This window comes from Actinotignum urematis, assembly GCF_051264595.1.
Classification (GTDB): domain Bacteria; phylum Actinomycetota; class Actinomycetes; order Actinomycetales; family Actinomycetaceae; genus Actinotignum; species Actinotignum timonense_A.
The window spans coordinates 19,752-44,661 of record NZ_JBOZBG010000003.1 but is presented as its reverse complement, the minus strand read 5'-3'; the positions used below and the strand labels follow the sequence as shown (position 1 = coordinate 44,661).

The 24,910-nt window shown below is 62.4% G+C and carries 20 protein-coding genes and 2 tRNA genes; 5 read left to right on the top strand and 17 right to left on the bottom strand.

The genetic code is table 11. The features are described 5' to 3' along the window. Nucleotides 1–156: 156 nt before the first annotated feature. From ACRQDJ_RS02740 to ACRQDJ_RS02720, 5 genes are all read right to left on the bottom strand, one after another. Complete coding sequence (locus ACRQDJ_RS02740; RefSeq protein ID WP_284890213.1) at nt 157–774, bottom strand: ANTAR domain-containing response regulator; 618 nt, start codon at nt 772–774, stop codon at nt 157–159. 228 nt (nt 775–1,002) lie between these two features. Beyond that, nucleotides 1,003–1,084, bottom strand: a tRNA-Leu gene (locus ACRQDJ_RS02735). 255 nt (nt 1,085–1,339) lie between these two features. After that, nucleotides 1,340–2,770: a pyruvate kinase gene (gene pyk, locus ACRQDJ_RS02730; protein ID WP_284890177.1), complete on the bottom strand. Its 1,431-nt coding sequence runs from the start codon at nt 2,768–2,770 to the stop codon at nt 1,340–1,342. 130 nt (nt 2,771–2,900) lie between these two features. Beyond that, a complete protein-coding gene (gene lgt / locus ACRQDJ_RS02725) occupies nt 2,901–3,920 on the bottom strand; it encodes a prolipoprotein diacylglyceryl transferase (protein WP_284890176.1) in 1,020 nt (339 codons plus the stop codon). Further along, nucleotides 3,917–4,858, bottom strand: coding sequence for a hypothetical protein (locus ACRQDJ_RS02720; RefSeq protein ID WP_284890175.1), 942 nt, complete (start codon nt 4,856–4,858; stop codon nt 3,917–3,919). The genes lgt and ACRQDJ_RS02720 overlap by 4 nt, the downstream gene beginning before the upstream one ends. Before the next feature lie 99 nt (nt 4,859–4,957). Between ACRQDJ_RS02720 and ACRQDJ_RS02715 the strand changes: the two genes are divergently transcribed. Beyond that, nucleotides 4,958–5,551 carry a nucleoside/nucleotide kinase family protein gene (locus tag ACRQDJ_RS02715; protein WP_284890174.1) on the top strand — a complete coding sequence of 198 codons (594 nt, stop codon included), beginning with the start codon at nt 4,958–4,960 and terminating at the stop codon, nt 5,549–5,551. Here ACRQDJ_RS02715 and ACRQDJ_RS02710 read toward each other — a convergent pair. The 6 genes from ACRQDJ_RS02710 to ACRQDJ_RS02685 all read right to left on the bottom strand — a co-directional run bounded on the left by ACRQDJ_RS02710 (nt 5,548) and on the right by ACRQDJ_RS02685 (nt 12,528). Then, the gene (locus tag ACRQDJ_RS02710; RefSeq protein WP_284890173.1) at nt 5,548–6,432 is read right to left on the bottom strand and encodes an FKBP-type peptidyl-prolyl cis-trans isomerase; all 885 of its coding nucleotides are present in this window, start codon (nt 6,430–6,432) and stop codon (nt 5,548–5,550) included. The two genes, ACRQDJ_RS02715 and ACRQDJ_RS02710, sit on opposite strands and share 4 nt — an antisense overlap. Then, the gene (pafA, locus tag ACRQDJ_RS02705; RefSeq protein WP_284890212.1) at nt 6,429–7,799 is read right to left on the bottom strand and encodes a Pup--protein ligase; all 1,371 of its coding nucleotides are present in this window, start codon (nt 7,797–7,799) and stop codon (nt 6,429–6,431) included. Before pafA ends, ACRQDJ_RS02710 begins: the two co-directional genes overlap by 4 nt. Before the next feature lie 14 nt (nt 7,800–7,813). After that, nucleotides 7,814–7,993 carry a ubiquitin-like protein Pup gene (locus ACRQDJ_RS02700; RefSeq protein ID WP_026429315.1) on the bottom strand — a complete coding sequence of 60 codons (180 nt, stop codon included), beginning with the start codon at nt 7,991–7,993 and terminating at the stop codon, nt 7,814–7,816. Nucleotides 7,994–8,094: 101 nt separating this feature from the next. Further along, on the bottom strand, nt 8,095–9,684 hold the full coding sequence (gene dop, locus ACRQDJ_RS02695) for a depupylase/deamidase Dop (RefSeq protein ID WP_284890172.1): 1,590 nt from the start codon (nt 9,682–9,684) through the stop codon (nt 8,095–8,097). Then, nucleotides 9,681–11,282 (bottom strand): proteasome ATPase, encoded by a 1,602-nt coding sequence (gene arc, locus ACRQDJ_RS02690; protein ID WP_284890171.1) that lies wholly within the window; start codon nt 11,280–11,282, stop codon nt 9,681–9,683. Before arc ends, dop begins: the two co-directional genes overlap by 4 nt. Before the next feature lie 94 nt (nt 11,283–11,376). After that, nucleotides 11,377–12,528: a tRNA (adenine-N1)-methyltransferase gene (locus tag ACRQDJ_RS02685; RefSeq protein ID WP_284890170.1), complete on the bottom strand. Its 1,152-nt coding sequence runs from the start codon at nt 12,526–12,528 to the stop codon at nt 11,377–11,379. Between the two features lie 64 nt (nt 12,529–12,592). Between ACRQDJ_RS02685 and ACRQDJ_RS02680 the strand changes: the two genes are divergently transcribed. Next, on the top strand, nt 12,593–13,414 hold the full coding sequence (locus ACRQDJ_RS02680) for a RecB family exonuclease (protein ID WP_435717768.1): 822 nt from the start codon (nt 12,593–12,595) through the stop codon (nt 13,412–13,414). Between the two features lie 92 nt (nt 13,415–13,506). Here ACRQDJ_RS02680 and ACRQDJ_RS02675 read toward each other — a convergent pair whose 3' ends face one another. Beyond that, the gene (locus tag ACRQDJ_RS02675) at nt 13,507–14,778 is read right to left on the bottom strand and encodes a hypothetical protein (RefSeq protein WP_284890168.1); all 1,272 of its coding nucleotides are present in this window, start codon (nt 14,776–14,778) and stop codon (nt 13,507–13,509) included. A 124-nt stretch (nt 14,779–14,902) separates the two neighbouring features. After that, on the bottom strand, nt 14,903–15,724 hold the full coding sequence (locus tag ACRQDJ_RS02670; RefSeq protein ID WP_301575202.1) for an undecaprenyl-diphosphate phosphatase: 822 nt from the start codon (nt 15,722–15,724) through the stop codon (nt 14,903–14,905). 195 nt (nt 15,725–15,919) lie between these two features. On the opposite strand from ACRQDJ_RS02670, the gene ACRQDJ_RS02665 reads away from it, so the two are divergent. Further along, the gene (locus ACRQDJ_RS02665; protein ID WP_284890166.1) at nt 15,920–16,876 is read left to right on the top strand and encodes an aldo/keto reductase; all 957 of its coding nucleotides are present in this window, start codon (nt 15,920–15,922) and stop codon (nt 16,874–16,876) included. Here the strand turns inward: ACRQDJ_RS02665 and ACRQDJ_RS02660 are convergent. Continuing rightward, nucleotides 16,873–17,289: a hypothetical protein gene (locus ACRQDJ_RS02660; RefSeq protein WP_284890165.1), complete on the bottom strand. Its 417-nt coding sequence runs from the start codon at nt 17,287–17,289 to the stop codon at nt 16,873–16,875. The two genes, ACRQDJ_RS02665 and ACRQDJ_RS02660, sit on opposite strands and share 4 nt — an antisense overlap. A 166-nt stretch (nt 17,290–17,455) precedes the next feature. Beyond that, nucleotides 17,456–17,540, bottom strand: a tRNA-Leu gene (locus ACRQDJ_RS02655). Nucleotides 17,541–17,780: 240 nt separating this feature from the next. On the opposite strand from ACRQDJ_RS02655, the gene ACRQDJ_RS02650 reads away from it, so the two are divergent. Continuing rightward, nucleotides 17,781–19,805, top strand: a complete 2,025-nt coding sequence (locus tag ACRQDJ_RS02650) for a M3 family metallopeptidase (protein ID WP_284890164.1) — start codon at nt 17,781–17,783, stop codon at nt 19,803–19,805. 186 nt (nt 19,806–19,991) lie between these two features. Further along, nucleotides 19,992–21,044, top strand: coding sequence for a GNAT family N-acetyltransferase (locus ACRQDJ_RS02645; RefSeq protein WP_284890163.1), 1,053 nt, complete (start codon nt 19,992–19,994; stop codon nt 21,042–21,044). Here ACRQDJ_RS02645 and ACRQDJ_RS02640 read toward each other — a convergent pair. Together ACRQDJ_RS02640 and ACRQDJ_RS02635 are read right to left on the bottom strand one after the other, a co-directional pair. Further along, nucleotides 21,041–21,505 (bottom strand): hypothetical protein, encoded by a 465-nt coding sequence (locus tag ACRQDJ_RS02640; protein WP_284890162.1) that lies wholly within the window; start codon nt 21,503–21,505, stop codon nt 21,041–21,043. The genes ACRQDJ_RS02645 and ACRQDJ_RS02640 overlap by 4 nt on opposite strands. 153 nt (nt 21,506–21,658) lie before the next feature. Continuing rightward, nucleotides 21,659–24,910, bottom strand: coding sequence for an error-prone DNA polymerase (locus tag ACRQDJ_RS02635; RefSeq protein ID WP_301575200.1), 3,252 nt, complete (start codon nt 24,908–24,910; stop codon nt 21,659–21,661).

Here is a 24,910-nt window from a genome sequence, read left to right as displayed (position 1 = left end):
CAAACAGGCGCCCACCGGTTTTCCGGTGAGCGCCTGCTGGCTGAAAGCGTGTTCGGGTTCCTCAACGCGTATTCGCGGTTCGTACTGCGGGTTCCGCAGCGCGTGTGCGCCGCTTCCGCTACGAGTTCGGCGGGTGCACGCTGCGGGGGCGCAAGCTTAGTGCTTCCCGCCTACCTGTTCGATAACGGCATCGGCCACTTCGCGCATGGTCAGGCGCCGATCCATGGACGTCTTTTGAATCCAGCGGAAAGCTTCCGGTTCGGTCAGGCCCATCTGCGATTCCAGCAGCCCCTTGGCCCGATCCACCCGCTTACGGGTTTCAAATTGTTCGGCCATGGTGGACACTTCGTTTTCCAGAGCTTCGATTTCCTGGTTCCGCGAAACCGCGATTTCCACCGCCGGGATGAGATCAGCGGGCGTGAAGGGCTTGACCACATAGGCCATCGCCCCGGCATCGCGGGCACGTTCCACCAGGTCACGCTGGGAATAAGCGGTGAGCATCACAATAGCGACGCGGTGTTCTTCCAGGATGCGGTCCGCGGCGGTGATGCCGTCCATGCCGGGCATCTTCACGTCCATGACAATAAGATCCGGTTCGAGTTCGCCGGCCAGTTCGATAGCGGATTCGCCATCGCCAGCTTCCCCGACAACCTCATACCCGGCATCTTCCAGTGTTTCAACGATATCGAGGCGAATGAGAGTTTCGTCTTCAACGACAAGAACCCGAATGGCTTCTTTGTTCTCCGCGGATTGCCCCGCTGTGCCCTTGGCCATCATGACCCCTTCGACCGGCATGCCGGATAGATTGAACCAAATTTACTGCGTGCGATGTTGCACCTGCATCCACACCGAAGTGTTCTCTGACCCTTGAGAGATTGATGACCGGCAACGGGAATTCACGCGCCCCTTACCATGCTGTCAGACCACGCGGTGCAGAGCAAACACCAGGCCAGAGATTCCCAGCTAACTTCAAGGTTATTGCCTTCAAGCTTATCGCCGCGGTGCTCCCGGAGGGACTCGAACCCTCACGCCTTGCGGCGCTGCATTTTGAGTGCAGTGTGTCTACCAATTCCACCACAGGAGCTTGTGCATCTGCCGATACTACCAGCGGGAGAGCCCGGATCGCCCGGATCACCGCGGGTTATTGTGCAAACGCAGAGAATATTTCACCATACCCGCCACCAAATTTCAAATGGGGCGACGCGGAGGCGATTGGAACGGCGGTGGGTGCCCACCCGGATTATTCCGAGCGGGCACCCACCCGCCTATCCACTGTTCAATGATGTACCGCTGTGTCCGTGGACACGGCAGCACCTAGGAGAACACGAGCCTGCCGGATTTAGGCAACGCCCGTTTCTTCACCGATCTTGTGAACCCGCAGGGTGTTGGTGGAACCAGCCACGCCCGAGGGCATACCGGCCACGATCACCACGCGGTCACCAACCTGGGCGCGGCCCAGTTCGAGGAGGCGATCCTCCACCTGCTGCACCATTTCGTCAGTGGTGGCGGCGGAGTGATCCACCGTGTAGGTTTCGCTACCCCACAGAACGGCGAGCTGGTTGCGTACCTTCTCCGAAGGAGTGAAGTTGATGATCGGCAGGCGCGAGCGGTTGCGAGCCACGCGGCGGGCGGTGTGCCCGGTTTCCGTGAAGACCACAACTGCCTTGACACCCAGGGCCTCACCGATATCCAGAGCGGAGCGGGTAAGAACACCGTTGCGGGTGCGATGCAGGGAGGAGAGCTGCGGGATCTGCTCCAGGCCGTGTTCCTCCGTGTAAGAAACGATGGAGGCCATGGTCTTCACGCACTCAATCGGGTAGAGACCCACCGAGGTTTCCCCGGAAAGCATCACGGCATCCGCACCGTCCAGGATGGCGTTAGCGCAGTCAGAGGCCTCAGCGCGGGTGGGCCGCGGGTTCTGGATCATGGATTCGAGAACCTGGGTGGCCAGAATAACCGGCTTGGCACGCTTGCGGGCCAGGGAAATGGCTTCCTTCTGCACCAGCGGAACCTGCTCGAGGGGCAGTTCCACGCCGAGGTCGCCGCGGGCGACCATAATGCCGTCGAAGGCCTGGACGATGTCGTCCAGGTTGGCCACGGCCTGCGGCTTTTCGATCTTGGCAATAACGGGGAGGTGAATACCCTCTTCGTCCATAATGCGGTGGACGTCATCAATATCCTTGGCGTCACGCACAAAGGACAGCGCGATGAGATCCGCACCGTAGTTGAGGCCCCAGCGCAGGTCCTCTTCGTCCTTTTCGGACATGGCGGGAACGGACACCGCCACGCCGGGGAGGTTAATACCCTTGTTATTGGAAACGGGGCCGGGGACTTCTACGCGGGTGACCACGTCAGTGCCGTCCACAACTTCCACGACGCGCACGGAGACCTTACCGTCGTCAATCAACAGCACATCGCCGGGATTGCAATCGCCAGCCAGGCCCTTGAAGGTGGTGGAGCAGATTTCCTTCGTGCCGGGGATATCGCGGGTGGTAATGGTGAAGGTATCGCCCACGTTCAGCTGGACCGGGCCTTCGGCGAAACGGCCGAGGCGGATCTTGGGGCCCTGCAAATCAACGAGCACCGCGACCGGGGTACCCAGTTCCTTCGCGGCGGCACGCACATTATCAATGCGCTTTTCGTGTTCTTCATGCGAACCGTGGGAAGCGTTAATACGCGCCACGTTCATGCCGGCTTTAACAAGTTCAAGGATTTGATCGTAGGTATCCGTAGCCGGACCCAACGTACACACAATTCTAGCTCTACGCATGTTTCCTATCTTACCCGAGGGCCCTGTTTCCCCATCGGGACTCATGGCACTCGTCCTGGTAAATATGCACCGTTATAAGCCCCGCTCGCGGAGCTCATCTTTACGCTAGCGCACGGCTCGCCCAGCGGCTTCACCCGTTCACTGAGCGGTTACCCACCTCCGGTTCGGATTCGCTTGACGCGGCGGAATCGCCTGTGCTTGCGGCCCCGGAAGTTTCCGTTTTTTCGGGTACGACGGCGGCCTGGCCGGCTGCGGCGTCGTCGTTCTGTGACACATCAGTTCCTTCAGTTTCCGGTTCCGGGCGGGCCCGCAACCACACGTGATCGCGAGAAGAATCACGCAGGTAGGCGCGCCGCAAGATAACGAGAGCGATGATTCCGCCGAGCAACACGAGCAGCGACGTCCATACATTGAGACGCAAACCGGCCACGAGGTGCGCCGGGTCGATCCGCAAGTTTTCGATCCAGACTCTGCCGAGGGTGTACACGATCACATACGTGGCGAAAAGCTGCCCGGCGACCAGGTGGAAGCGTTTTTCGAGGAGAAGAAGTACGACGGCGCCACCCAGGCACCACAGCGATTCGTAGAGGAAGGTGGGGTGGAAGAGCTGCTCGGGTGGGAAGCCCGCGGGGCGGTACGCCGCATCAACCTGCAAGCCCCAGGGCAGTGAAGTGGGCCCGCCGAAGAGTTCTTGGTTGAAGTAGTTACCCAGGCGGCCGATGGCCTGGGCGATGAGGAGACCCGGGGCGAGGGCGTCGGCGAAGGGAAGCAGGCGCACCCCGTTGCGGCGGCACCCGATCCAGGCACCCACGCCACCCAGAGCCACCGCACCCCAGATTCCCAGGCCACCGCCGCGCAGGTCGAAGACGCGCCACGGGTCACGGCCCGGGCCGAAATAAAGCTGGTAGTCGGTGATGACGTGGTAGAGCCGCCCGCCGATAATCCCGAAAATCACCGCCCACAGCGCGATGGAGAGCGTGACATCGCGGGTGGCACCTTTGGCCACGTAGCGCCGTTCCGTGAGGGCGTAGGCAACGATAATGCCGATGACGATGGCGATCGCGTAGAACTTAATGGAGAGGGAAAATGCGGAGGTCTCAAAAAGCACCCATTCGGAATGCTCGGGAGCTGGAATAGCTGTTGGAATCATCGTGTCTCTTCCTGTCCGGGGGCGTGGGGCGGGTGCCCGAGCCCGGGTGCCTGAGCGGTACCTTCGATTGCGTTAGCTGAGAGTTCGGCCGTGCTAGTAGCCGTGTGCTGGGCCGTGCTAGCCGTGCCTTCAGCCACGTGTGCGGTCCGTTTTGCCATAAGTAGCGCGGCCGGGTGCCGGCCCGCGGTAGCCATGCTAGCCAGCAAACCGGCCGGGTCTGCTGTTTCAAGCAGGGCCCGCCCTACAATAACGCAGCCGGCGCCGTGGCGCGCCGCGGTGAAAACATCGCAGGGATTGCGCACCCCGCGCCGCACCACCCGCACGCAGGTGTAGGGCAGCGCCTCGAAAAGCTGCGGATAATCGGTGGCGGAGCGCGAATCTGCGATAACGACGCGCGCCGCGCAGGCCATTGCGCGCGCTACGTCACTTTCGGATTCCACTTCCAGGCAGGGTTCCATCCCGAGGGACCGCGCGCGTTCCACTAGGGCCTCAAGTTCCACATCTGTGAGAATTCGCGGGGTGAGCGAGACGGCATCCGCTCCCGCCGCGCGGGCCCGCAGGAGTTGCACCGCGGAAACGGTGACATCGCGGTAGAGCAGCGGCCCTACCCCGAGGGCGCGGGCCAGGCGCAACGCGGGCAAACCGAGCCCACCGGGAATCACCGGGGCGGTTACCGAGATGGCGGCTGCTCCCCCACTGCTCAACGCCTGCGCGAAGGCCTCCAGCTGCGCGGGAGCCGGTACGGGACTGCCGCCGAGGCTGCGGATTTCCCCGATCACCCCGATGGGGCGTTGCGGGCTGGGCGCGAGGGCGCGGTAGAACTCGCGCGGTGCCGGGGCCGCCTGGGCGGCATGCCGCAGCGCATCACGTTCCCGGTCCGGGACCTGCCTGGCGGCGGCCCGCACCCGCTGTGCTACCTCATCAATAAACCACGCCACTGTGCCTCCCGGTGTCGGTGAGCTTCGCTCCGCGTGCTGGTTATGACATAGAGTACCCGCACGGTGTGACAAAAAATGACGCAGGAACGGGTGGCACCCATGAAAGAGAGTAAAGAGGGCCTGGACCTCCTCGCGGGCCTGGTATTTCGCGGGAAAGGCCGGCGAGTTTACGGCATCGATGGGCGGAGCGGATCCGGGAAAACCCAGCTATCGTGGGCCCTTGCGGCGCGGTTGCGCGAGGGCGGGCTGGCGGTTGAGATTCTCGAGGTGGAGCGTTTCGTACCCGGCTGGGATGGCTTGGCCCGGGGCACGGAGCGGGTAGCCCACGATATTCTGGAACCGTTTCTGCGGGGCGAGGGAGCACGGGTGGCTCCGTGGAATTGGTATCTGAGCTGCTACGATGCACCGGTCGCGGTGCCGGGGGATGCGCGCTGCGAGGTGCTGCTGCTGGAGGGGTGCGGAGCGGCTTCCGCGGCCTGCGCGCCGCTGTGCACGGCCACGATCTGGATGGAATGTGAGGATTCTCTCCGGCGGGAGCGGGTGCGGGAGCGCGAGGGTGACCCGAGTGGCTGGTGGGATAGGTGGGCTTCCCAGGAGGCTGCGCTCGTGAGCGAAAGAGATGCCCCGGCCCTAGCAGACGCGGTAGCGCGCTGGGATGCGGGGCAGCTGCACGTGGAGATGCGCGGTTTTTAGGCCGCGCCGGCACGAATCTGGGTGAGGGCCCGACCCGTTGCCAAAATATCAACGATGGCGACGAGGTCGCTATCCCCGCGAGCTTGGCTGGCCGGAATAAGAATCATGACGCGCGAACCTACCCGCTGATCAACCAGGCCCTTGCGCATCCCGTCCATCAGATCGCCCATGGCGGCGCGCACCGGCCCGGAGGTCCAGCTGGAATCGACCGTTTGGCCGTTCGGATCCACGAGGAAGTAGTTGAGCACAAGCTCATCCGAGGCGGCTACCTGCTCCCCGCGCCCGAGCACGAGGGGCACCACAGCGAATTCCGGGATGGGCCCGCCGCCCCCGGTAAGCACGGGTGCTACGCCTTCTCCGCTTGCCAGGCCCGGCATTCCGACCGGTGGCGTAGCGGGTGGCGGCGCTGCGTCCCCGCGCGCATTTGTGTAGAGAATATCGACGACGACGATTTCTACCGCTCCGGGGTCTCCGGCCACCAATTCTTCCCGCTGAATAAGCAAGCGGCTTCCTTCCCGCTGCCCGACCAGGTAAGGAGCCAGCTCCCCCACCCCTGCCTTGCTCACGGTAGCCAGGGTGATCCCGCCGGTGGCGAAACCTTCCACAGGGGCTTCGGTACGCGAATCGAAGGAGGTGATACGGGCGAGTACCGGGCTTCCTTCTGCCAGTTCTACCCCGTCCCCCGGGCTGAGGACCTCCTGGCGGACCCCGTCTACGTGGAGGTTCCCTTCCACGGAGATGGTCACGGGTGCGCCGAATGCGCCTGTGACATCTACGCTTCCAGGGTTGCCGGGCTCGCGGTGGCCGCTACAGCCCGCTAGCGCGGTAGCGGCCACCGCCAATCCGGCCAGCAGCACTCGGTATCTCGGGTGGGATGTCACGCGGTGATCTCCTCGATAAGCGCCTCGACCTCGGGGTTCTCGGTGGCGAGCGGGTCGTTGAGGACCACACTGGAATTGCCATTGGCCTCCATGAGGCGCAGGGTAGACCAGTCCACCGCCACATCGCGCCGAGCTTGCCGCGCCGCACTCAGGAAACGCCCGCGCAGCACGGCCCGGGTGCTGCGCGGCGGGGTCGTAGTAGCCGCGATAGCACGTTCGGGCGTGATAACCCGGCGCAGGAGCCCGGATTCTTCCATCCGGTCACGCAACCCCCCTTCGGTGATATCGTGATACGCCAAATCGAGGCGTGCCACCCGGGCATCGCAGAGTTTCGCCCCGGTGCGTTCCCGGTACCGGGTGAGGAGGGCGAGTTTAGCGGCCCAGTCAATTTCGGTTGCAATCGAGCTCGGATCGCGGCGTTCCACCGCCGTAATGGCGCGCTCCCACAGCTCGAGGAGGTAGCGCCGGGTGGGGTCAAGTTCCGCCAGGTAGCCTTTCCGATCCAGGTGGTTCATCGCGGCGTCATACATCCGCTGCTGAACCGAAATCGGGTCGGTGAGTCCGCCGCTGGCAAGTTCCAGATTGGCGCGCCCGGATAGGTCCGCGCCGGTAATCCGAATGGCGTGCATGGGATCGGCGAGTTCCAGATCGGGAAGGATCGCGCCTTCTTCCACGAGGGTGAGGAGGGCTTCGGTGGCCGCAACTTTGAGGCCGGTTGTTGCCTGGGAAATATTGGAATCCCCCACGATAACGTGCATGCGCCGGTAGAGTTCCGCATCGGCGTGGGGTTCATCGCGGGTATTGATCATGGGCCGCGACCGCGTGGATGCCGAGGAGATCGCCTCCCACATCTGGTGGGAGCGCTGGGAGAATTCGTAGCGGACCTGCCCGTCTTCCCCGCGGTGCAGGCTTCCGGCTCCCGCCACGATCTGCCGGGTCACAAAGAAGGGGATGAGCCGGGCGATGCGCTGGCGGTAGTCCGGGCGCCGGTGCACCATGTAGTTTTCGTGACACCCGAAGGAATGCCCCTCGGAATCAACATTGTTTTTCAGGAGGTGGATGGCCCCGGGGACGCCGTCGTCGTTTAATTTCTCATTGGCGCGCTTGGCGAGCCGCGCGAAAATGAGTTCGCCGGCGCGGTCGTGGGCGAGGAGATCGTCGATATTATCGCATTCGGCGGTGGCGTATTCCGGGTGGGCGCCCACGTCCAGATAGAGGCGCGAGCCGTTTTCTAGGAACGTGTTTGTGGACCGATGCGCGGCGAGTACCGGCGCGAAAAGCCGCTGGGCGGATTCTTCGGCGTCCAGCGGTGGGCGTGTTCCGCGCCGGGCCGCGCAGGTGATTCCGTATTCGGTCTCGATGCCCATAACGCGACGGGGTATCACTGTCCGCCTTTCTGCACGAAGCCCTGCACGAAGGAGGACGCATTGCTTTCCAGCACGGCGTCGATATCGTCGAGCAGCGCGTCAATACCAAAATCTTGGTTTTGGGCCTGCGGGGCTTCAACTTCGGTGTTTTCTTCCTGGCGGCGCTGGGGCTGCAGGAATTCTTGACTGGACATTTCTTCCTTCCTCTTTTCTGGTACTGGTGCGGATGGGTGCCGGCTTGCGGGTGCGTGCCGGCTGCGTGACCCGCCCAAACGCGGGACCGGCCCGGGCCCGCCTACGAACCCGCCGCGGTGAGCGCGGCAATAACTTCGTCAATCGTGTGAGCGCCAGCCAGGGTGGCCCCCAGGGCCGCCTCGTTCGCACCGGCTGGATCGGGCAGGCTGAGGCGGTGGAGCTGGCCGGCACTATCGCGCAGCACCGCGCTCGACCAACTTGCCGCGGCCACGTGTTCGGAGAAGCGGGAGATGAGCTGGCCGCGCAGATACGCGCGCGTCGAACCCGGTGCGTGCAAAGCGGCTCTAGCGATCTCCGCTTCGGAGAAGAGTTCCTCCACCCGCCCGGCAGCCCGCAGTTTCGCCACGATGGAGCGCTCCGGGCGCAGATCATGCCATTGGACATCGAGGGCGCGCAGCTTATCCGAATCCCAGCTGCCCCCACCGCGTTCGCGTAATTCGCTCAAGATCTGGTATTTCGCCACCCATTCCACCTGGGATGCTGCGGAGAAAATATCGCGCGAGAGCAAGTCCAGCACGCCTTGCCACCGCTCGAGAATTTCTGCGGTATCGCCGTCCACCTCACCGCGTTCGGCCAGCGCATCACGGACCGCGTCGAGGTAGATCTGCTGAATTTCCAGGGCGGTACGCGGTTCACCTTCATGCACCTCAAGTTTGGTGCTGAGGCTCGGGTCCTGGGAGACCGTCCACGTGAGGGGCACGGGACTATCCATAATCACGGATTCCAGCCCGAGAGGAACCGCGTCCTGTTCCAGCATCCACAGCACCAGCGACGTAGTTCCCACTTTGAGCAGGATCGACACATCGAATTGGTTGGCGTCTCCCCCGATGACGTGCAGGCGCCGGAAGCGCTCCGCGGCCGCATGCGGTTCATCGCGGGTATTGATAATGGGCCGGTTGAAGGTAGTTTCCAGCCCGACGTCGTTTTCCACGTAGTCGGCGCGTTGCGAAATCTGGAAGCCGGGTTGTTCCGAGCGCGGGCCGAGCCCCACACGCCCGGTACCGCACAGGATCGGCCGGGTCACGAAGAAAGGCGTGAGGTAGCGGATGATTTCCGTGAAGGGCAGCGCCCGATCAACCAGGTAGTTTTCGTGCGAGCCGTAGGCCGCGCCTTTTCCGTCCACGTTGTTTTTGTAGATCGCGAATTCGCGCCCGCCTTCGCGCAGCAGTTCTATTCCGCGCCGCGCGATGAGTTCACCGGCGCGGTCCCACAGCACGGCTTCCCGCGGGGTGGCGGTTTCCGGCGAGGAATATTCCGGGTGGGCATGATCAACGTAGAGGCGCCCGCCGTTGGCGAGAACCGCGTTCGCGGCGCGCGGGCGGCGCAGCTCTGCGTCGTCTTCCGTTATAGGTGCGACGACGACGCCAGCTGGCGGGGCGGGATTCTCCGGATCATCGGTGAGCTGAGAAGGGTCCGCCTCCTCCCGGCTCATCCGGAAACCGCGGGCATCATTGAGGGGATCTTCCCCGGTGTAATCCCAGGCCACCGGGCCGTGCGTGCCGGCCCCTGCCCCGGCATGCCCGTAGGTTTCTACAAAATCGGCCGAGAGCACCACGGGATTGGCCCGCAGGTCGGCGGGTTCCATAATCCCGAACTCTGTTTCCAGGCCGATGACTCGACGTACTGTCATCGTGGCTCCTCTCCCCCTGTGTTCTGCGCGCTCGAATCACTCTGGCGCGGGCGCACCGCCACGATCCGCTCCCCGCGGTTTTTACCATTGACTTTGGCCCATTCATCCGGGTTGGAGATCTGGTCCAATTCCGAGCTATCGCGGGCTTCGGCATGCACGGCGGCGATAGCGTGCTCCGCGGTAATCCCGCGCGCCCCGGTGGTCAAATACGTCTTGATAGCTGCTTTTTTCGCGCGATCAACGATGCCAGCCAGGAGAGCCCCGGACACAAAATCGGCAAGATAGAGAGTTTCTTTCCGCCCCGACGCGTAGGTGACATCAACAAAGCGGTTCTCCGGGGATGCCTCGAAAACCTTATCCGCGATGAGCCGTGCCAGGTGAGCGGCGGCTCCGGCCCCGCCACCGTAGGCCTCGATATCAGCTGGTGCATAGGGCAGATCAGGGGTGAGGTACTTGGAGAGAATATCCACGCTCCCCGCATAATCGGGGCGTTCGACCCGGATTTTCACGTCAAGCCGGCCGGGCCGCAAAATAGCCGGGTCGATCATATCTTCCCGGTTGGAAGCACCAATAACGATGACATTGGAGAGTTGTTCCACCCCGTCAATTTCGGCAAGGAGCTGAGGCACCACGGTTGTTTCCACATCGGAGGACACACCGGAGCCGCGGGTGCGGAAGAGGGCTTCCATTTCATCGAAGAAAATAACAACGGGAATACCTGAGGAGGCCCGGTCCCGGGCCCGGGAAAAGATTTCACGGATCTGGCGTTCGGTTTCTCCCACGTATTTATCGAGAAGCTGCGGGCCCTTGATATTGAGGAAGTACGAGGATGCCTTCGCTACCCCTTGAGCACGCGCGGCATTCTCCGCGAGGGAGGTGGCCACCGCTTTCGCGATCATGGTTTTCCCTGTTCCCGGCGGCCCGTACAGCAAAATGCCCTTGGGCGGGCGCAGGCCGTGCTCCCGATAGAGGTCCGGTTGCTGGAAGGGTAATTCGATACTGTCGCGGATTTCCTCAATCTGAGCATCCAAGCCGCCAATATCCGCGTAGGAAACATCCGGGACTTCTTCGAGCAGCAGATGCTCAACATCCGGGCGCTCTACCTTTTCTACCAGGAACCCGGTTTTCAGGTCAGCCATGCAGGTATCCCCGACCCGCAGTTTCGCGGCCGAGAGTTTCCCGCCGATGCGCAGCACCTTTGTTTCATCAGCGTGCACCCGCACGAGCACCCGCTGGGGATCCAGCACGAGTTCGACAGCGACGAGCTGCCCGGTATTTTCGTAGCCGCCAATGCCCACCACCACGAGTTCTTCATTGAGGCGTACTTCTTGGCCGGGGCGCAATTGTTCCAAAGCAACATACGGGGAAACGGCCACGTTCATTTTCCGGCCGCCCACGAGGGCATCAATGGAATGATCGGAAGAATGCCCGCGAATAAAGGTGGCGAAAGTAGCCGGAGGCCGGGAGAGGGAATCGAGTTTCTCCCCCAATTCCTGGATGCGTTTCCGGGCGGCGACCAGCGAGGTGGAGAGCCGTTCATTTTTCTCACGCAAGGACGCGATTTCGGCAAGAGCCGCGCTCGACTCCGATGTGCTCATGGCTTCCTTTCTGATCGTCCCCTTATTCTAGGACAGGCCTACCTTACCGCCCACTCCGGGATATAGCATCCCCGGCGCCCTCACGGTTAGGCCACTAGTCCTCGAAGCGCTGTGTTTGCTCCACGGCCCGCTGCTCTTCCACGTATCCCGCGTCCGCTCCTTGCCGCTGTTTTTCGACGTACCGAGATTCTTCGCCCTGCCGCCGCTTTTCCGCTTCACGTTCGGCGATTTCCGCTGCGATTTTCTCAGCTACCTGGCGGGAATGTTCTCCCGGGGTGGATACCCCGCTTTCTTCCACATCGGCCCGGTGCGCTAGATCACGGCGGACTTTACGAAGTTTCTTTTCCGCAATCGGGCGTTCCTGGAGCGGTTCAGCGTCCGGGTTTTCCCAGGGCATGGGTTCGGCGTAGGCGCCCTTGGCCGGGCGGGATGCCGGAGTTAGCTGGGTGGGTCCGGCTAGGCGGCGCGCCACAATAAGGAAGCCGGTATGCGCGACCATCCGGTGATCGGGGCGCACCGCGAGCCCTTCTAAATGCCAGGTGCGCACCAGTGTCTCACTGGCTTCAGGGCCGGTGAAAAGTCCCGTTGCTTTGAGATCTTCGGCGCAGCGGGAGAGCTGCGTCGTCGTTGCAACGTAAGCGAGGAAAACTCCGCCGGGTACCAAAGCCTGCGCGGCCGCCGGAATGATTTCCCAGGGAGCGAGCATATCGAGGATAACGCGATCAAAACCAGCCGGGTGCGCAGCCAAAATATCAGCTGCTTCCCCGCATTCCACCTGCCAGTTTTCCGGGTTGCTCCCCCACCAGGACACCAGATTGGCCTGCGCGATCTCCGCGAATTCCGGGCGGCGTTCCGCGCTGAGAAGAAAACCTTGAGGGCCTACCGCTTGGAGCAGGGAAATGGAGAGAGCACCGGAACCGACCCCCGCCTCAAAAACCCGTGCCCCCGGATAAATATCCGCCATGTGGGTGATTTGCGCCGCATCTTTCGGGTAGACAATGGTGGCGCCGCGCGGCATCGAGAGCACATAATCGCTCAGAAGTGGGCGCAGCGCGAGGAATTCGCGGCCTTCTTCCGTGGTGATGAGGCTGCCTTCCTCTTTCCCAATGAGTTCGCTGTGGCGGAAAGAGCCGCGCGTGGACTGGAAGTAGCCATCAACCGTGAGATTGATGGTGTAATGCCGCCCTTTGGGATCGGTGAGTTGAACGCGTTCACCGGGGCGGAAGGGGCCTCGTCGTAGTGTCATTCCTCCAGTGTAGTTTGTCCTTACCGCAGATTTTTCTGTCGTAGCGAGTTGTTAAAGTGGAAGCATGACTCGTCACGCCGCACTATCACCATCACGTGCCAAAGATTTCAAGCAGTGCCCGCTGCTCTTCCGTTTCCGGAGCGTGGATCGCCTCCCGGAAGCGCCCTCCCTCGCCGCGCTGCGCGGCACCCCGGTGCATTCGGTTCTGGAATACCTGTACGCCGCACCACAGCAAGCCCGCACCGAAGAATACGCCCAGTCCCTTCTGCTGCCGCGTTGGGATGCGCACCTGGAAAAGTCCCCGCAGGATGCGGATCTTTTTGAGTCCGCGGATGCGCTCTCGGAATGGCTGGAACAGGCCCGCGCGCTTATTAGCAACTATTTCCATATGGAGAATCCGCGGTTCTTGGCGCCGCGGGATCGGGAAAAATTCATCAATGCTCGCCTGCCCTCAGGTTTGGCCCTGCGCGGAATCGTGGATCGTATCGATGCGGCTCCCGATGGGGCCTTGCGGGTGGTGGATTATAAAACCGGGAAGTCCCCGCATCCGCGCTACCAGAACGAAGCGCTCTACCAAATGCGTTTTTATGCGCTGCTGTTGGAATTGACGGAAGGGCAGCGCCCGGCCCGCACCCAGCTTGTTTACCTCAAGGATGGGCGCACTCTCACCTATGATCCCCTCCCGGAAGATACCCGGCGTATCGCCATGGATCTGGAGGAAACCTGGCGGGATATTGCCGCGCGCCTGGATTCCGGGGAATTCGAACCGCGCACCTCCCGCCTGTGCGATTGGTGCTATTTCCAGCAGATCTGCCCGGCCTACGGCGGAACTCCCCCGCCGCTCAGCACGGAGGGGGTGGAGCAGATGCGCACGGCACATAGTTAGCGCACGCGCCCGGTCGCGTTGGCACAACGAACGCGCACCGGCCGTTGCCCGCGCCTGCCTCAGGCACCTACCTCAGGGCTCTGAACCCCGGATTATTCGGCAAGTAACTGAATACCCATGAGGGCATCCACCGCGCGCACCACCTGCCCGGCATCGGGTGCTCCGGATGCCGCCCACTCATCCACAATGCGTAGGGCTTGCGGTGTGTCCAGATCATCCGAAATCGCCTCGATGAGCGCCCGGCAGGTGGGAACCAGCCCAGACTCCGCGGCCGAACTATCGCCCAGCCCTGCGGCTGCGAACGGCTTTCCGAGCGCGCTGCGGGCTGCCTGCTGCCAGGCTTCCAAGCGGGCTTCGGCCCGCTCAAGCGCACTCGCCTCGTATTCCCAATCGGAACGGTAATGATTGGCCAGGAGCACCAGGCGAATCGCGCTCGGATGCGCACCAGCAGCGGTCAGCTCCGAAACCCGGACCAAATTCCCCAAGGATTTGGACATCTTTTCGCCCTGGTAAGCCACCATCCCCACGTGGAAGTGAATATCCACCCGGCCGCGGTCACCCGTCATCTCCCGCAGGTGGCTCTCGCTCATCTCGTGGTGTGGGAAGAGCAGATCACGCCCGCCGGCTTGCACGGTGATATGTTCGCCCAGGTAGGTGCGGGCTATCAGCGCACATTCCACGTGCCAGCCCGGCCGCCAGAACCCGGGTTTCTCCCCCGCGGGCCGGAAATCATTGCCACGCACGCCCTTCCACACCAGCGGGTCAAGGGTGCGGCGCTTACCCGGACGGGTGGAATCCCCACCGTGTTCATCGAACATCCGCTCCAGGTCCAAGTACTCGAAAACAGGCGCGGCGGCGAAACTCGGATCGCGGGTGAGATCAACATAGATATCTTCCGAGCCGTCCCCATTGGGCAAGCGGTACGCGAGGCCACGCGCCTCAAAATCGCGAACCACCGCCTCCGCCTCATCCAAAATCTCAGAGACCGCAATCCAGTTCCCGGGCGGAACAACCCGCAAAGCATCCATATCGGAACGGAAAAGCGCTACTTGAGAATCAGCCAGTTCACGCCAATCCACCCGGGTTTGCTCCGCACGTTCAAAAAGCGGATCGTCAATATCCGTGATGTTTTGGGCGTAGCGAACCGGAAGGCCCGCGGCCATCCAGTACCGCACCAGGGTATCGGCACTCACGTACGTAAAAGCATGCCCCAGGTGAGTGGCATCGTAGGGGGTGATACCGCAGGTGTAGAGGGTAGGTTGCCGCGTTTCCACCCGGCAAATTTCCTCATTGTCGGAATCGTACAGGTTGAGGTCCGGGGTAAACCCCAGCGGTGGTACCTCCGGGCGTGTCCAAGTCTCCATCTGGTTATCCGTTAGTCTCCTACTTCGCGGGTCCTCCACGCGAGGAACCCACGCACAGTCTACCCAGTACGCCGCTCGCCCTCCGGGAACAGCAGCAGCGGGGCGAGCCGTCGCGGCGTCGTCGTTAAAAAACAGAGAGCACGCCGGTGCCGAGCAACACCACCACGAGCGCCGCCAGCCCCAAGCGATAGATCACGAAAGGCAGGTACGAACGCGTGGACACCAAACGCAAGAACCACACGATCACCGCGTACCCCAAAACGAAAGAAATCGCCGTGGCAAGAATCGTCGGCCCGGCCGGAATCGAGGCGTCACCGGCGTATTTGACCAGCTGGTAGAAGCCCGAGAGCAGCACCGCCGGCACCGCCATGAGGAAGGATACCCGCGCCGCCGCCTCGCGGGTATAGCCGAGGAGCAGACCGGTGGTAATCGTGCCGCCCGAACGCGATACCCCCGGAATCAGCGCGAGAGCCTGCCCGAAACCGAGGAGCAAACCGTCGCGGTAGCTCATATCGCGCAGGTCTTTGCGCTGGCTCGCCCACCGATCCGCTAGCCCTAAGAAAATCGCGAAGAGCGCCAGCACGGCCGCGGTGATATAGAGATTACGCAGCGACGTTTCGATGGTGTCCGCGAAAAGCAGGCCGAGGAGGCCGATCGGCAGCGTGCCGATAATAACGACCCAGCCCATGCGCACATCCGCGTCCGTGCGCGCCACCCGCCCGGTCCACGAGCACAACCACTTGCGGATAATGCGCACGATGTCTTTCCAGAAGTAGCACAGCACCGCGGCTTCGGTGCCCAGTTGAATAATCGCGGTGAAAGCCGCGCCCGGATCGCCCCAGCCGAAAAGATCACCGACAATGCGGATATGCGCCGAAGAAGAAATCGGCAAGAATTCCGTTAGTGCTTGCACGAGCCCAAGAATGGCTGCTTCTAGATAACCCACGGGGACTAAGCATAGCGGGCGCGGCGCGACGGCGCGGTGAGGTGTCCGGGCGGAACTGGCAGCGCACCCCGGCGAAGTGCGGCGGCACTGGTTCGGTTCTGGTCCGGCTCTAGCCCGGCTCTGGTCAGGCTCTAGCCCGGCTCTGGTCAGGCTCTAGCCCGGCTCTGGTCCGGCGCGGTGGTTTAGAGTGGAGTCATGGATTATCGTGCGGTTGGTGCCAGCGGGCTTCTTGTCTCCACGCTCGGCTTGGGAACGCTCACGTGGGGTCGCGATACCGATGAGGAGGAGGCCCGCGGGCAGTTGCGCGCCTTTCTGGACGCCGGCGGCACCCTCGTGGACACCTCACCGGCTTTCGGTGACGGTGCGGCAGAAGCGCTGCTCGGCTCCTTGCTCAGCACCTTTTTTGGCGACGACGCCGCCCGCTCGCAGCTCACCATCTGCACCCGCGTAGGTTTCCTTGATAATCCGAGCGGTCCCAGCTATAGCGTGTCGCGAGCCGGGATTGCACGTTCCCTCGATGCGTCCCTCGCTCGGCTCGGTATCGCCACCGTGGATATTGCGGTGGCCGGTGGCCCCGATGGCATCACCCCGGATGAGGAAACTGCGCTTGCCCTGGCCGGCCTGGTGATGCGCGGCAAGGCACGCTATATCGGGGTATCGGGATATGCGCCCTGGCGGGTGGCCGCTATGCAAACCCTGCTGCGCGAACGCCACCTGCCTGCGCTCACCGTGGTGGAAGAAGAATATTCCCTGGTGGAGCGGAGTGTTGAAACAGCTATGCTGCCGATGTGCGAGGCCATGGGTATCGGGCTGCTTGCCGCCTCGGCTCTCGGGCGGGGGGTACTCACCGGGAAATACCGGCATGCGATCCCGGCGACCTCGCGGGCGGCTTCCGATCATTTGGCTGCTTTTGTGGCTCCCTATTTAGACGAGGGGCCACGCCGGATTGTGGAGGCGGTGGCGAAAGCCGCCGAGGGCCTGAACTGGAATCCCGCTGAGGTTGCCCTGGGCTGGCTCCTGGCCACCCCGGTGAGCGCGGCCCTGGTGGGCGCGCGCACCGCCAGCCAATTAACCAGCTTGCTCGGGGGAAACCTGGCGGGTGGTGAGGAACTGCCCGATCTGGTGATCGAGGCGCTCAACGATATTTCTTAGGAGCGGGAAGCGGCGGCGCCGGCCTCATCCGCGTCGTCGTCTTCGTCGTCACCGTCTTCGTCATCGAGGCCGGGGTAATCGTCCACATCATCCTCATCGTCATCGTAATCATCGTCTGAATCGTCATCATCGTCGTCCAGATCGTCATAATCATCGGTGTCGTAGAGGTAGTCCTCAGAATCGTCATCATCGTCGTAGAAATCGTCACTATCGCTATCGAAGACATCCAGCGGCGTTTCGACATCGAAATTCGTGAAGATGACGTCATCGTAAATGGTGTAAGCATCCGCCAGCTTATCGGCGGCTTCCAGCACCGCCGGAGCTTCCGGGTCATCAGCGGTAGTAGCCGCCTGGTGGAAATCCTCGAAAGCACCGATGAGACGGTCAAGCGCAGCGCGCGGATTCGTAGCCATGGCCCTAGAATACCCCGAAAGGCAGGTGATTCGCTAACCTCCGCGGCGCAGTCATTCCCGCGATCGGGCTGGATGCCGGCCGCGCATGCACCCGGGCATGCAGCTAGGCGCGCACCCGGGCATGCGAAAAGCCCCGGAATCTGTATTTTCCAGGGCTTTCTCACCGTGCGCGGAGGGGGACTTGAACCCCCACCCTCTATACGAGGACTAGCACCTCAAGCTAGCGCGTCTGCCTATTCCGCCACCCGCGCGGTGATTGTTATCCAGCACGCCGTGCTGAGCAACAGAGAAGAATCTACCAGGCCCGCGCCCACTTTTTCAAATCGTGCGGCCGGGAGCAGGTGTGATTCCACTTACGCACGGCTGGCGCGGGTCCTAGCGCGGGTACCTATCGCGCGGGCCACGCCGGCACCTATAGGGCAGGCCACGCCGGCATCTTGATTGCGGGCCGTGCTGGTACTTGTTCGCCCCGGCCCGCTACCGTTAAGCCTATGAGTACTCTCTTACCTGATTTTTCGCATGTGAGCCCGGCATCCCAGCTTGCCAGGGTCCTTGATTTGATGGAGCACCAGCGCGGCGTCGTCGCCTCTCTTCTCGAGGTGACCGAGGCGCCCACCGTTGAAAATTTCTTGCGCCCCTTTGAACTCTCCGGCGCAGAGCTTGAGGTGGAATCCTCGATTTTCTACACCTATTGTTCCTCGATTGGCGGGGTGGAGTGGGATCGCGTTGAGGCCGAGCTCAGCCCGAAGATGACCGCGCACGAGGACGCGCTGTACATGGATCCGCGGTTGTACCGGCGTTTTGAGCAGCTGTGCCAGGCGGATCTGGATCCGGAAACCGCGTATACCGCCCGTGAGCACCTCAAGCGCTGCCAGCAATCCGGTGCCGGGCTCGACGAGGCCGCGCGCGGCGAACTGGCCGCTATCAATAACCGCATGGCCGAGCTTTCCACCGAGATCGGCCAGCGTATTGTGCAGGCCGGCCTGGATGACGCGGTGGAGTTCACCGAAGCGGAACTGAGCGGGCTTTCGGCTTCGCAGCGCGAAGGCCTGGCCGGGGAGGCCGCAGCCGCGGATAGCTCGGCCGCTTATCTCGCCACGCTGCGCCTGCCCACCCAGCAGCCCTTGCTGGATAATTTGGACGACGCCGCAGCCCGCGCCCGCCTCCTGGATGCGTCCCTGCGGCGTTGCGATGGTCATGACGCGGCCACCGATACCCGCGAGTCGATTCTGGAACTGGTACGGCTGCGGGCCCGGGCCGCCAAGCTGCTCGGCTACCCGAACCATGCCGCCTACGTGGCCGCGAATTCTTCGGCCGGGACGCTGGAGAATATCGATGCGCTCCTCTCCCCCATGATGGCGCCCATTGCCCGCAATGTTGCTGCCGAAGCTGAAGAGCTGGCCGCTTTCGTCAAGGAACGCTGGGGGAAGGAGAACTTCACCGCCAGCGATTGGGTGCGGGCCCAGAATCAGGCGCGCGCTGAAAAGTTCAGCATTGATGATGAGGCCCTCACCCCGTACCTCGAACTCGACAACGTGTTGGAGAAGGGTGTTTTCTACGCGGCGAATAAGCTTTACGGCCTGACTTTCACCCGCACCGAAGAACACGGGTACACCGATGACGTGATCGTGTGGAAGGTTGCCGAAGAGGACGGAACTTTCCTCGGCTACTTCCTGGGTGATTACTACGCGCGGCCCGGTAAGCGCGGGGGCGCGTGGATGCACGCTATCGTACAGAAATCCGCGGAAGGCTCCCCCGCTTCGGTTATCTGCAATAACCTCAATATCACCAAGCCGGCTCCCGGCGAACCTACCTTGCTGAGCTGGGACGAAGTGGAAACTGCTTTCCATGAATTCGGGCATGCACTGCACGGTTTCCTTTCCGATGTGCGCTGGCCCTCGGTGGCGGGAACGAATGTTCCGCGTGATTTTGTGGAGTACCCCTCCCAGGTCAATGAGATTTGGGCCCGACACCCGGAGGTGCTCTCGCGTTACGCTCGCCACTACCAGACCGGTGAGGTGCTGCCCGCCGCCCAAACCGAGGCACTCGTTGCTTCGCGCGGCTACGGCGCTGGCTTCCGCATGTGCGAAATTGAGCAGGCGGTGCTTCTGGATCAGGCCTGGCATCGCCTCAGTGAAGCCGACGTGCCGGCCAGCCCCGCGGACTTTGAAGCCTTCGAGGAGAAAGCTTTGCGAGCCACGGGCGTGCAGCATGATCTGGTGCCCCCGCGTTACCGCAGCGCTTACTTCAATCACGTTTTCTCCGGTGGGTATTCTGCCGGGTACTACTCCTACACCTGGTGCGAGGCCCTGGACGCGGATACGGTGGCGTGGTTCCAGAACGACGCCGCCCGCGAGGGCGATCTTGGCTTGAATCGCCAGGCTGGCGAGAAGTTGCGCCGCGAGGTGCTCGCGCGGGGTAATTCGCGTGATCCGAAGGAGTCCTTCGCGGCGCTGCTCGGGCGGGATGTGGATGCCACCGCGCTGCTCAAGCGGCACGGACTGCTGGAGAGCTAAGCGTCTAAGCGTACTGCGTGAGCTCTGAGCTCTGAGCTCGGCGGCCTTTGCGGCACCACGGTGATGCCCGAGAGGAAGCACCAAGGTCGCCTGGAAAGGCGCCCGGGAGCTGGCGCGAGGCCCGAACCATGATGCGGTTCGGGCCTCGCGTTTTTGTAGGCTTGCTGGCCTGCGTACACTAAAGCCATGCAGGAGTTCACACTAACCACGCCGTCGTACTTTCTTAGCGCTCCGCGCCCCGCGGATGAAACCGCGCTGGCCACCATCTGCGCGGACCCGGATATTCAACGCTGGACCACGATCCCGGCCGGCTATTCACGCTCGGATGCCCACGCTTTTATCACGGAGTTCGCGCCGCAGAAGTGGGCTGATGGTTCGCCGGTGTGGTTGATCCGCCGCGGGCCTGAATCCGCCCCGCTGGGCTGCGTGCAGGTGGATATGACCGGGGAAGGGCGCATCGGCCGGCTCGGTTTTTGGGCTGCCAAGGAGGCTCGTAATACCGGGATGGTAACGGAGGCAGTTCGCACCGTCCTGGAGTATTTCTTCGATAAGACAGAGCTGGCGGCGATGCACTGGGATTGCGAGGTGCAGGGTTCGGATATCAATTGGGCTTCGGCGAAGGTCGCCTGGAAGCTCGGGTTTTCTTTTATCAGTATCCGACCGGCCGTCACGGTGAATAAGGGCGAGGTTTACGGCCTGTTCCAGGCAACTCTCCAGCGCGGGGACGCCATGGAACCCGCGCACGCCTGGTTTGGCCCCGGTGAGAAGCATCCGGCTTTTCCCGATCCGCGCCGCCCGGAGGATTTGGTGCGCCAATTCCACGAAACGTACGCGCTTCCTATTGTCACCGACGGGCCGAATGCGGATCGGCCGCGCCTGCCCATGCGTATGTCCCTTATCGCGGAGGAATTTACCGAATTGGTGACGGCCGCCTATGGCAAAGCGGCCGGTGAACAGATCAGCGCGGCTTTCGCGCGGGCTGTGGATCTTGATGACGAAACCCGGGATATCGTTGAGATTTCTGATGCGCTCGCGGATTTGGTGTACGTGATTTACGGGATGGCCCTGGAACTGGGCATTCCTATGGCCGATGTGCTTGCCGAGGTGCAGGCCTCGAATTTATCGAAGCTCGGGGCGGACGGGCGGCCGATTTACCGGGAAGACGGCAAGGTCCTCAAGGGCCCGAATTTCTTCAATCCGGATATTCCGCGGGCTTTGGGGCTCTCCCCGCGCGATTAGCTCGCACTCCCGTCGTCGTCAATAATGGCGTCTTCAATGTAATCACTGAGGCTGGCGGAGAGAATCTGTTGGGATAGCACGTCGATCCGATTGGAGAGCTTGCGCCGTTCGGTGAGCCGCTGCGCGCGGGCCATGGCGTCGAGGACGGGGATGGCCCGTTCGATGGAGTCGAGTTCGGCGCGCCACGCCGCGGCTTTTTCGGCAATATCAGCGGTGTTGGCCGAGGCGTAGAGATAGGTGACGTGTTCTTTGAGGATCTCGATGCGGCCGCTGAGGCTGTGCGCGTCCCGCTCATTCGGCTTTTTCCCGGCAAGTTGATGCATGCGGTCCTGGAGTTTGGAAGCAATCTGCGGATTCTCGCGGATGAGGGCGCGCAGTTGCGGTCCGTAACGCGTGATCACGAAAACGATGGCGGGGCCGATCCGACGCGCAAGCCGCAACAGTGCCCGATATTTACCCATAACCTTGTGCCTCCAGATTCTGTGCGGGTGATGCTCCAGGTCGAGAGCAACTTCCGTTATCGTATCGATTGTTCGCGGCCGGTTGCGTTCTTTTCGCTAAGAGGTTTTAAGCGACGACGCCGCTGCTCCCGAGCCACCAACCCTGCCGCGCGGCTATCGAAAATCCCGGGAGGGCAGGTTGATTCCGAGCGGGATAGTTTCGATTCCATCCGCGTGGAAAACAGCGGCTCCGCCATCGCGTTCGACCATCCCGCGGATCACCAGGGCGTTCGAGGTGCGCGCAATTTCCCGATAGCGTTCCCATAGCTGCGGGGTGATGAGGACGTTGAGCATCCCGGTTTCGTCCTCAAGGTTGAGGAAGGTGATTCCTTTCGCGGTGTGGGGACGCTGGCGGTGGGTAACCAGTCCGGCCACTTTGCACCGTCTTTTTTCAGGGTGCATGGATGCTGCGGCAACCGTGAGAATTCCGCGCGCGGTGAGGGCCGGGCGAATGAATTGCGTCGGGTAGGAATCGGGAGAAATTCCGGTGGCGCGCAGGTCCGCATGGGCTTGTTCCACTGCGGTGAGGTCCGGGAGCTCGGGCACCGCACCGAAAGGTTCGGTTCCGGGGATCGCGGGCTGATATGTGGTGCCGTGTGCTACCTCAGCATTGCTCACCGCTTGGGCTATCCAGACGCCTTCCCGCCGGCTCACCCCCAAACTGTCTGTGGCTCCGGCGCGGGAAAGAATCTCGATATCTGCTGTTTTCAGCCGGGCGCGCTGCGCTAGGTCAGCGAGGTCACGGAAGGGTGCCCGGGCGCGGGTCGTGAGGATTCGCTGTGTGGCCGCATTCCCGAGGCCTTTGATACTGCTGAGCCCGAGCTGGAGGTAGCGGTGGCTATCCACGTGGATACGCGGGTGTTCCCGTTTCGGACGATCTTGCGTATCGGGTAGTTCTTCCACGCTGGCGTGTTCGTGCGAACGCGTGACATCGGCCCTCCGTACCACGAGGTGATGCCGCCTCGCATCGGCAACGAGGGATTGCGGGGAGTAAAAGCCCATCGGTTGCGCATTGAGCAAACCCATATAGAACTCTTCCGGGTGGTGAACTTTCAGCCAGGCGGAAGCATAAACGAGGTAGGCGAAGGAAAAGGCGTGGGATTCAGGGAAACCGAATTCGGCGAAGGCGGCGAGTTTCTCATAGATCTCTGCACGCACCTCCGGATCAGTTATCCCCTGTTTTTCCATGCCTTCCATGAGTTGGCCGCGCAGGCGTTCCATGCGGGCGGCGGAGCGTTTCGAGCCCATGGCCTTGCGGAGTTGGTCGGCCTGTGCGGGGGTGAATCCTGCGGCGTCGATGGCAATATGCATGAGTTGTTCTTGGAAGAGCGGCACCCCCAGGGTTTTTTCCAGCGCGTTTTTCAGGAGCGGGTGCGGATAGCTCACTTTTTCTTTCCCCTGTTTGCGCCGCAGATAGGGATTGACGGATCCGCCTTGGATGGGCCCGGGGCGGATGAGAGCCACCTCGATAACCAGATCGTAGAAGCATTCGGGTTTCAGGCGCGGCAGGGTAGCGATTTGCGCGCGGGATTCCACCTGGAAGACTCCGACGGTATCGGCTGCTTGGAGGAGGGTATATACCTCCGGATCCTCCGCGGGCACATTATGCAAACTGAGGGGCTGGCCGTTGGGCGCAAGAATCCCGCGGCGGGTGAGTTCGGTGAAGCTGATACGCAAGGCGGTGAGCATTCCGAGCCCGAGAAGATCGAATTTCACGAGTCCAGCGGTCGCGCAATCGTCTTTATCCCATTGCAATACTGTTCTTCCCGGTTTGGAGGCCCATCCCACCGGGCATACGTCAATAACCGGGCGGTCACAAAGCACCATTCCGGAGGAATGGATTCCGAGATGCCGCGGGAGCTTCTGTATCCGGGTAGCCAGCGCAGCGACGCGTTCGGGTAGCCCGGCGGGCTGGGGCTGGGCGCCGCCGCCCGGGCTGATACTGCGATGGTGGAATGCTGATGCCCATTGGTCGATATGACCTTCCGGGTATCCGAAGGCCCGCGCCACATCTCTGATAGCTGAGCGGGGCCGATAGGAGATGACATTGGCGACCTGGGCAGCGCAGGAACGCCCGTACCGTTCGTATACATGCTGGATGACTTCTTCGCGGCGTGAGGATTCGATGTCGATATCGATATCGGGTGGCCCCGAGCGCCCCGGGGATAAAAACCGCTCGAAAAGCATGGCGTGTTTCACGGCATCGACCGCGGTGATTCCCAGGGCGAAGCATACGGCGGAGTTCGCGGCCGATCCGCGCCCCTGGCACCAAATATTGCGCGAGTGGCAAAAGTCCACTATTTCTTCCACGATGAGGAAATATCCGGGGAAACCCAGCTGGGTAATGACCTCGAGTTCATGCTCGATTACTTCCCAGGCACGCGGGTAGTCCGCCGGTGTTCCGTAGCGTTCGCGGGCTTTGCGCATCACCAGTTCCCTCAGCCAGGTGGCTTCGGTATAGCCTTCCGGGACCGGGAACGGGGGAAGATTCGGCTTGACGAGGGAGAGGTCAAAGGCGCATTCTTCGGCGATGCGGGCCGCGGCTTCTAGGTAGCGTTCGCGCCCGCGGTGCAGGATGCGCCAGTCGTGGCCGGAACGCAGATAGGCTCCGGCGGCGGGAAGGTAGGGGTCTATCTCATCGAGGGTACGGCGGGCCCGGGTGGCGGCGAATATATCGGCAATCGGGCGGTCGGCGGGATGCGCGTAGTGGACGTTTCCGGTTACCGCCGCGCGAACTCCGGTTTCCCGGGCCAGTTCTTCGAGAAGATCACATCGTTGTGCGTCAAGCGGCCCGGCGTGGGAGGTGAGTTCCACGACGACGTTATCTTTCCCGAAGGTGCTGATAAGGAGGTCGAGTTCCTGCCGGGCGGCGCGGCGGGCCTCGCTGCCGCGCTGGGTGTCAAGAATTCGGCGAAGTGTGCCTTTGCGGCAGCCGCCGGTGAGGACGAGAATATCGCCATTATTGCGGGCAAGCTGAGCCAGCGTATGGTGCGCGATTCCTTTTGCACCGCTGGCGAGCATGGCTGTTCCGATAGCGCGGGAGAGGTGCTGGTATCCGGCCGGAGTGCGGGCAAGGAACACAAGATGCTCACCTTCCGGATCCGGGCCTTCGCGCGGCTGGGTGCTATCCAGCGTTATTTCGGTGCCGGTGATGGTGGGGAGGCCGGTATCTCGCCCGGCTTGTGCGAGCTGCATAACACCAGGAAAACCATTGTGATCGGTGAGGGCTAGGGCTTCGATACGCAGATCCAGGCAGCCTTGCACGAGGTCTTCGGGCAGGCTGGCTCCGTCAAGAAAACTGAAAGCCGAGTGGGCATGCAGTTCCGCATACGGGACATAAGGAGAACTAGTGATAAGAGTGGTCAT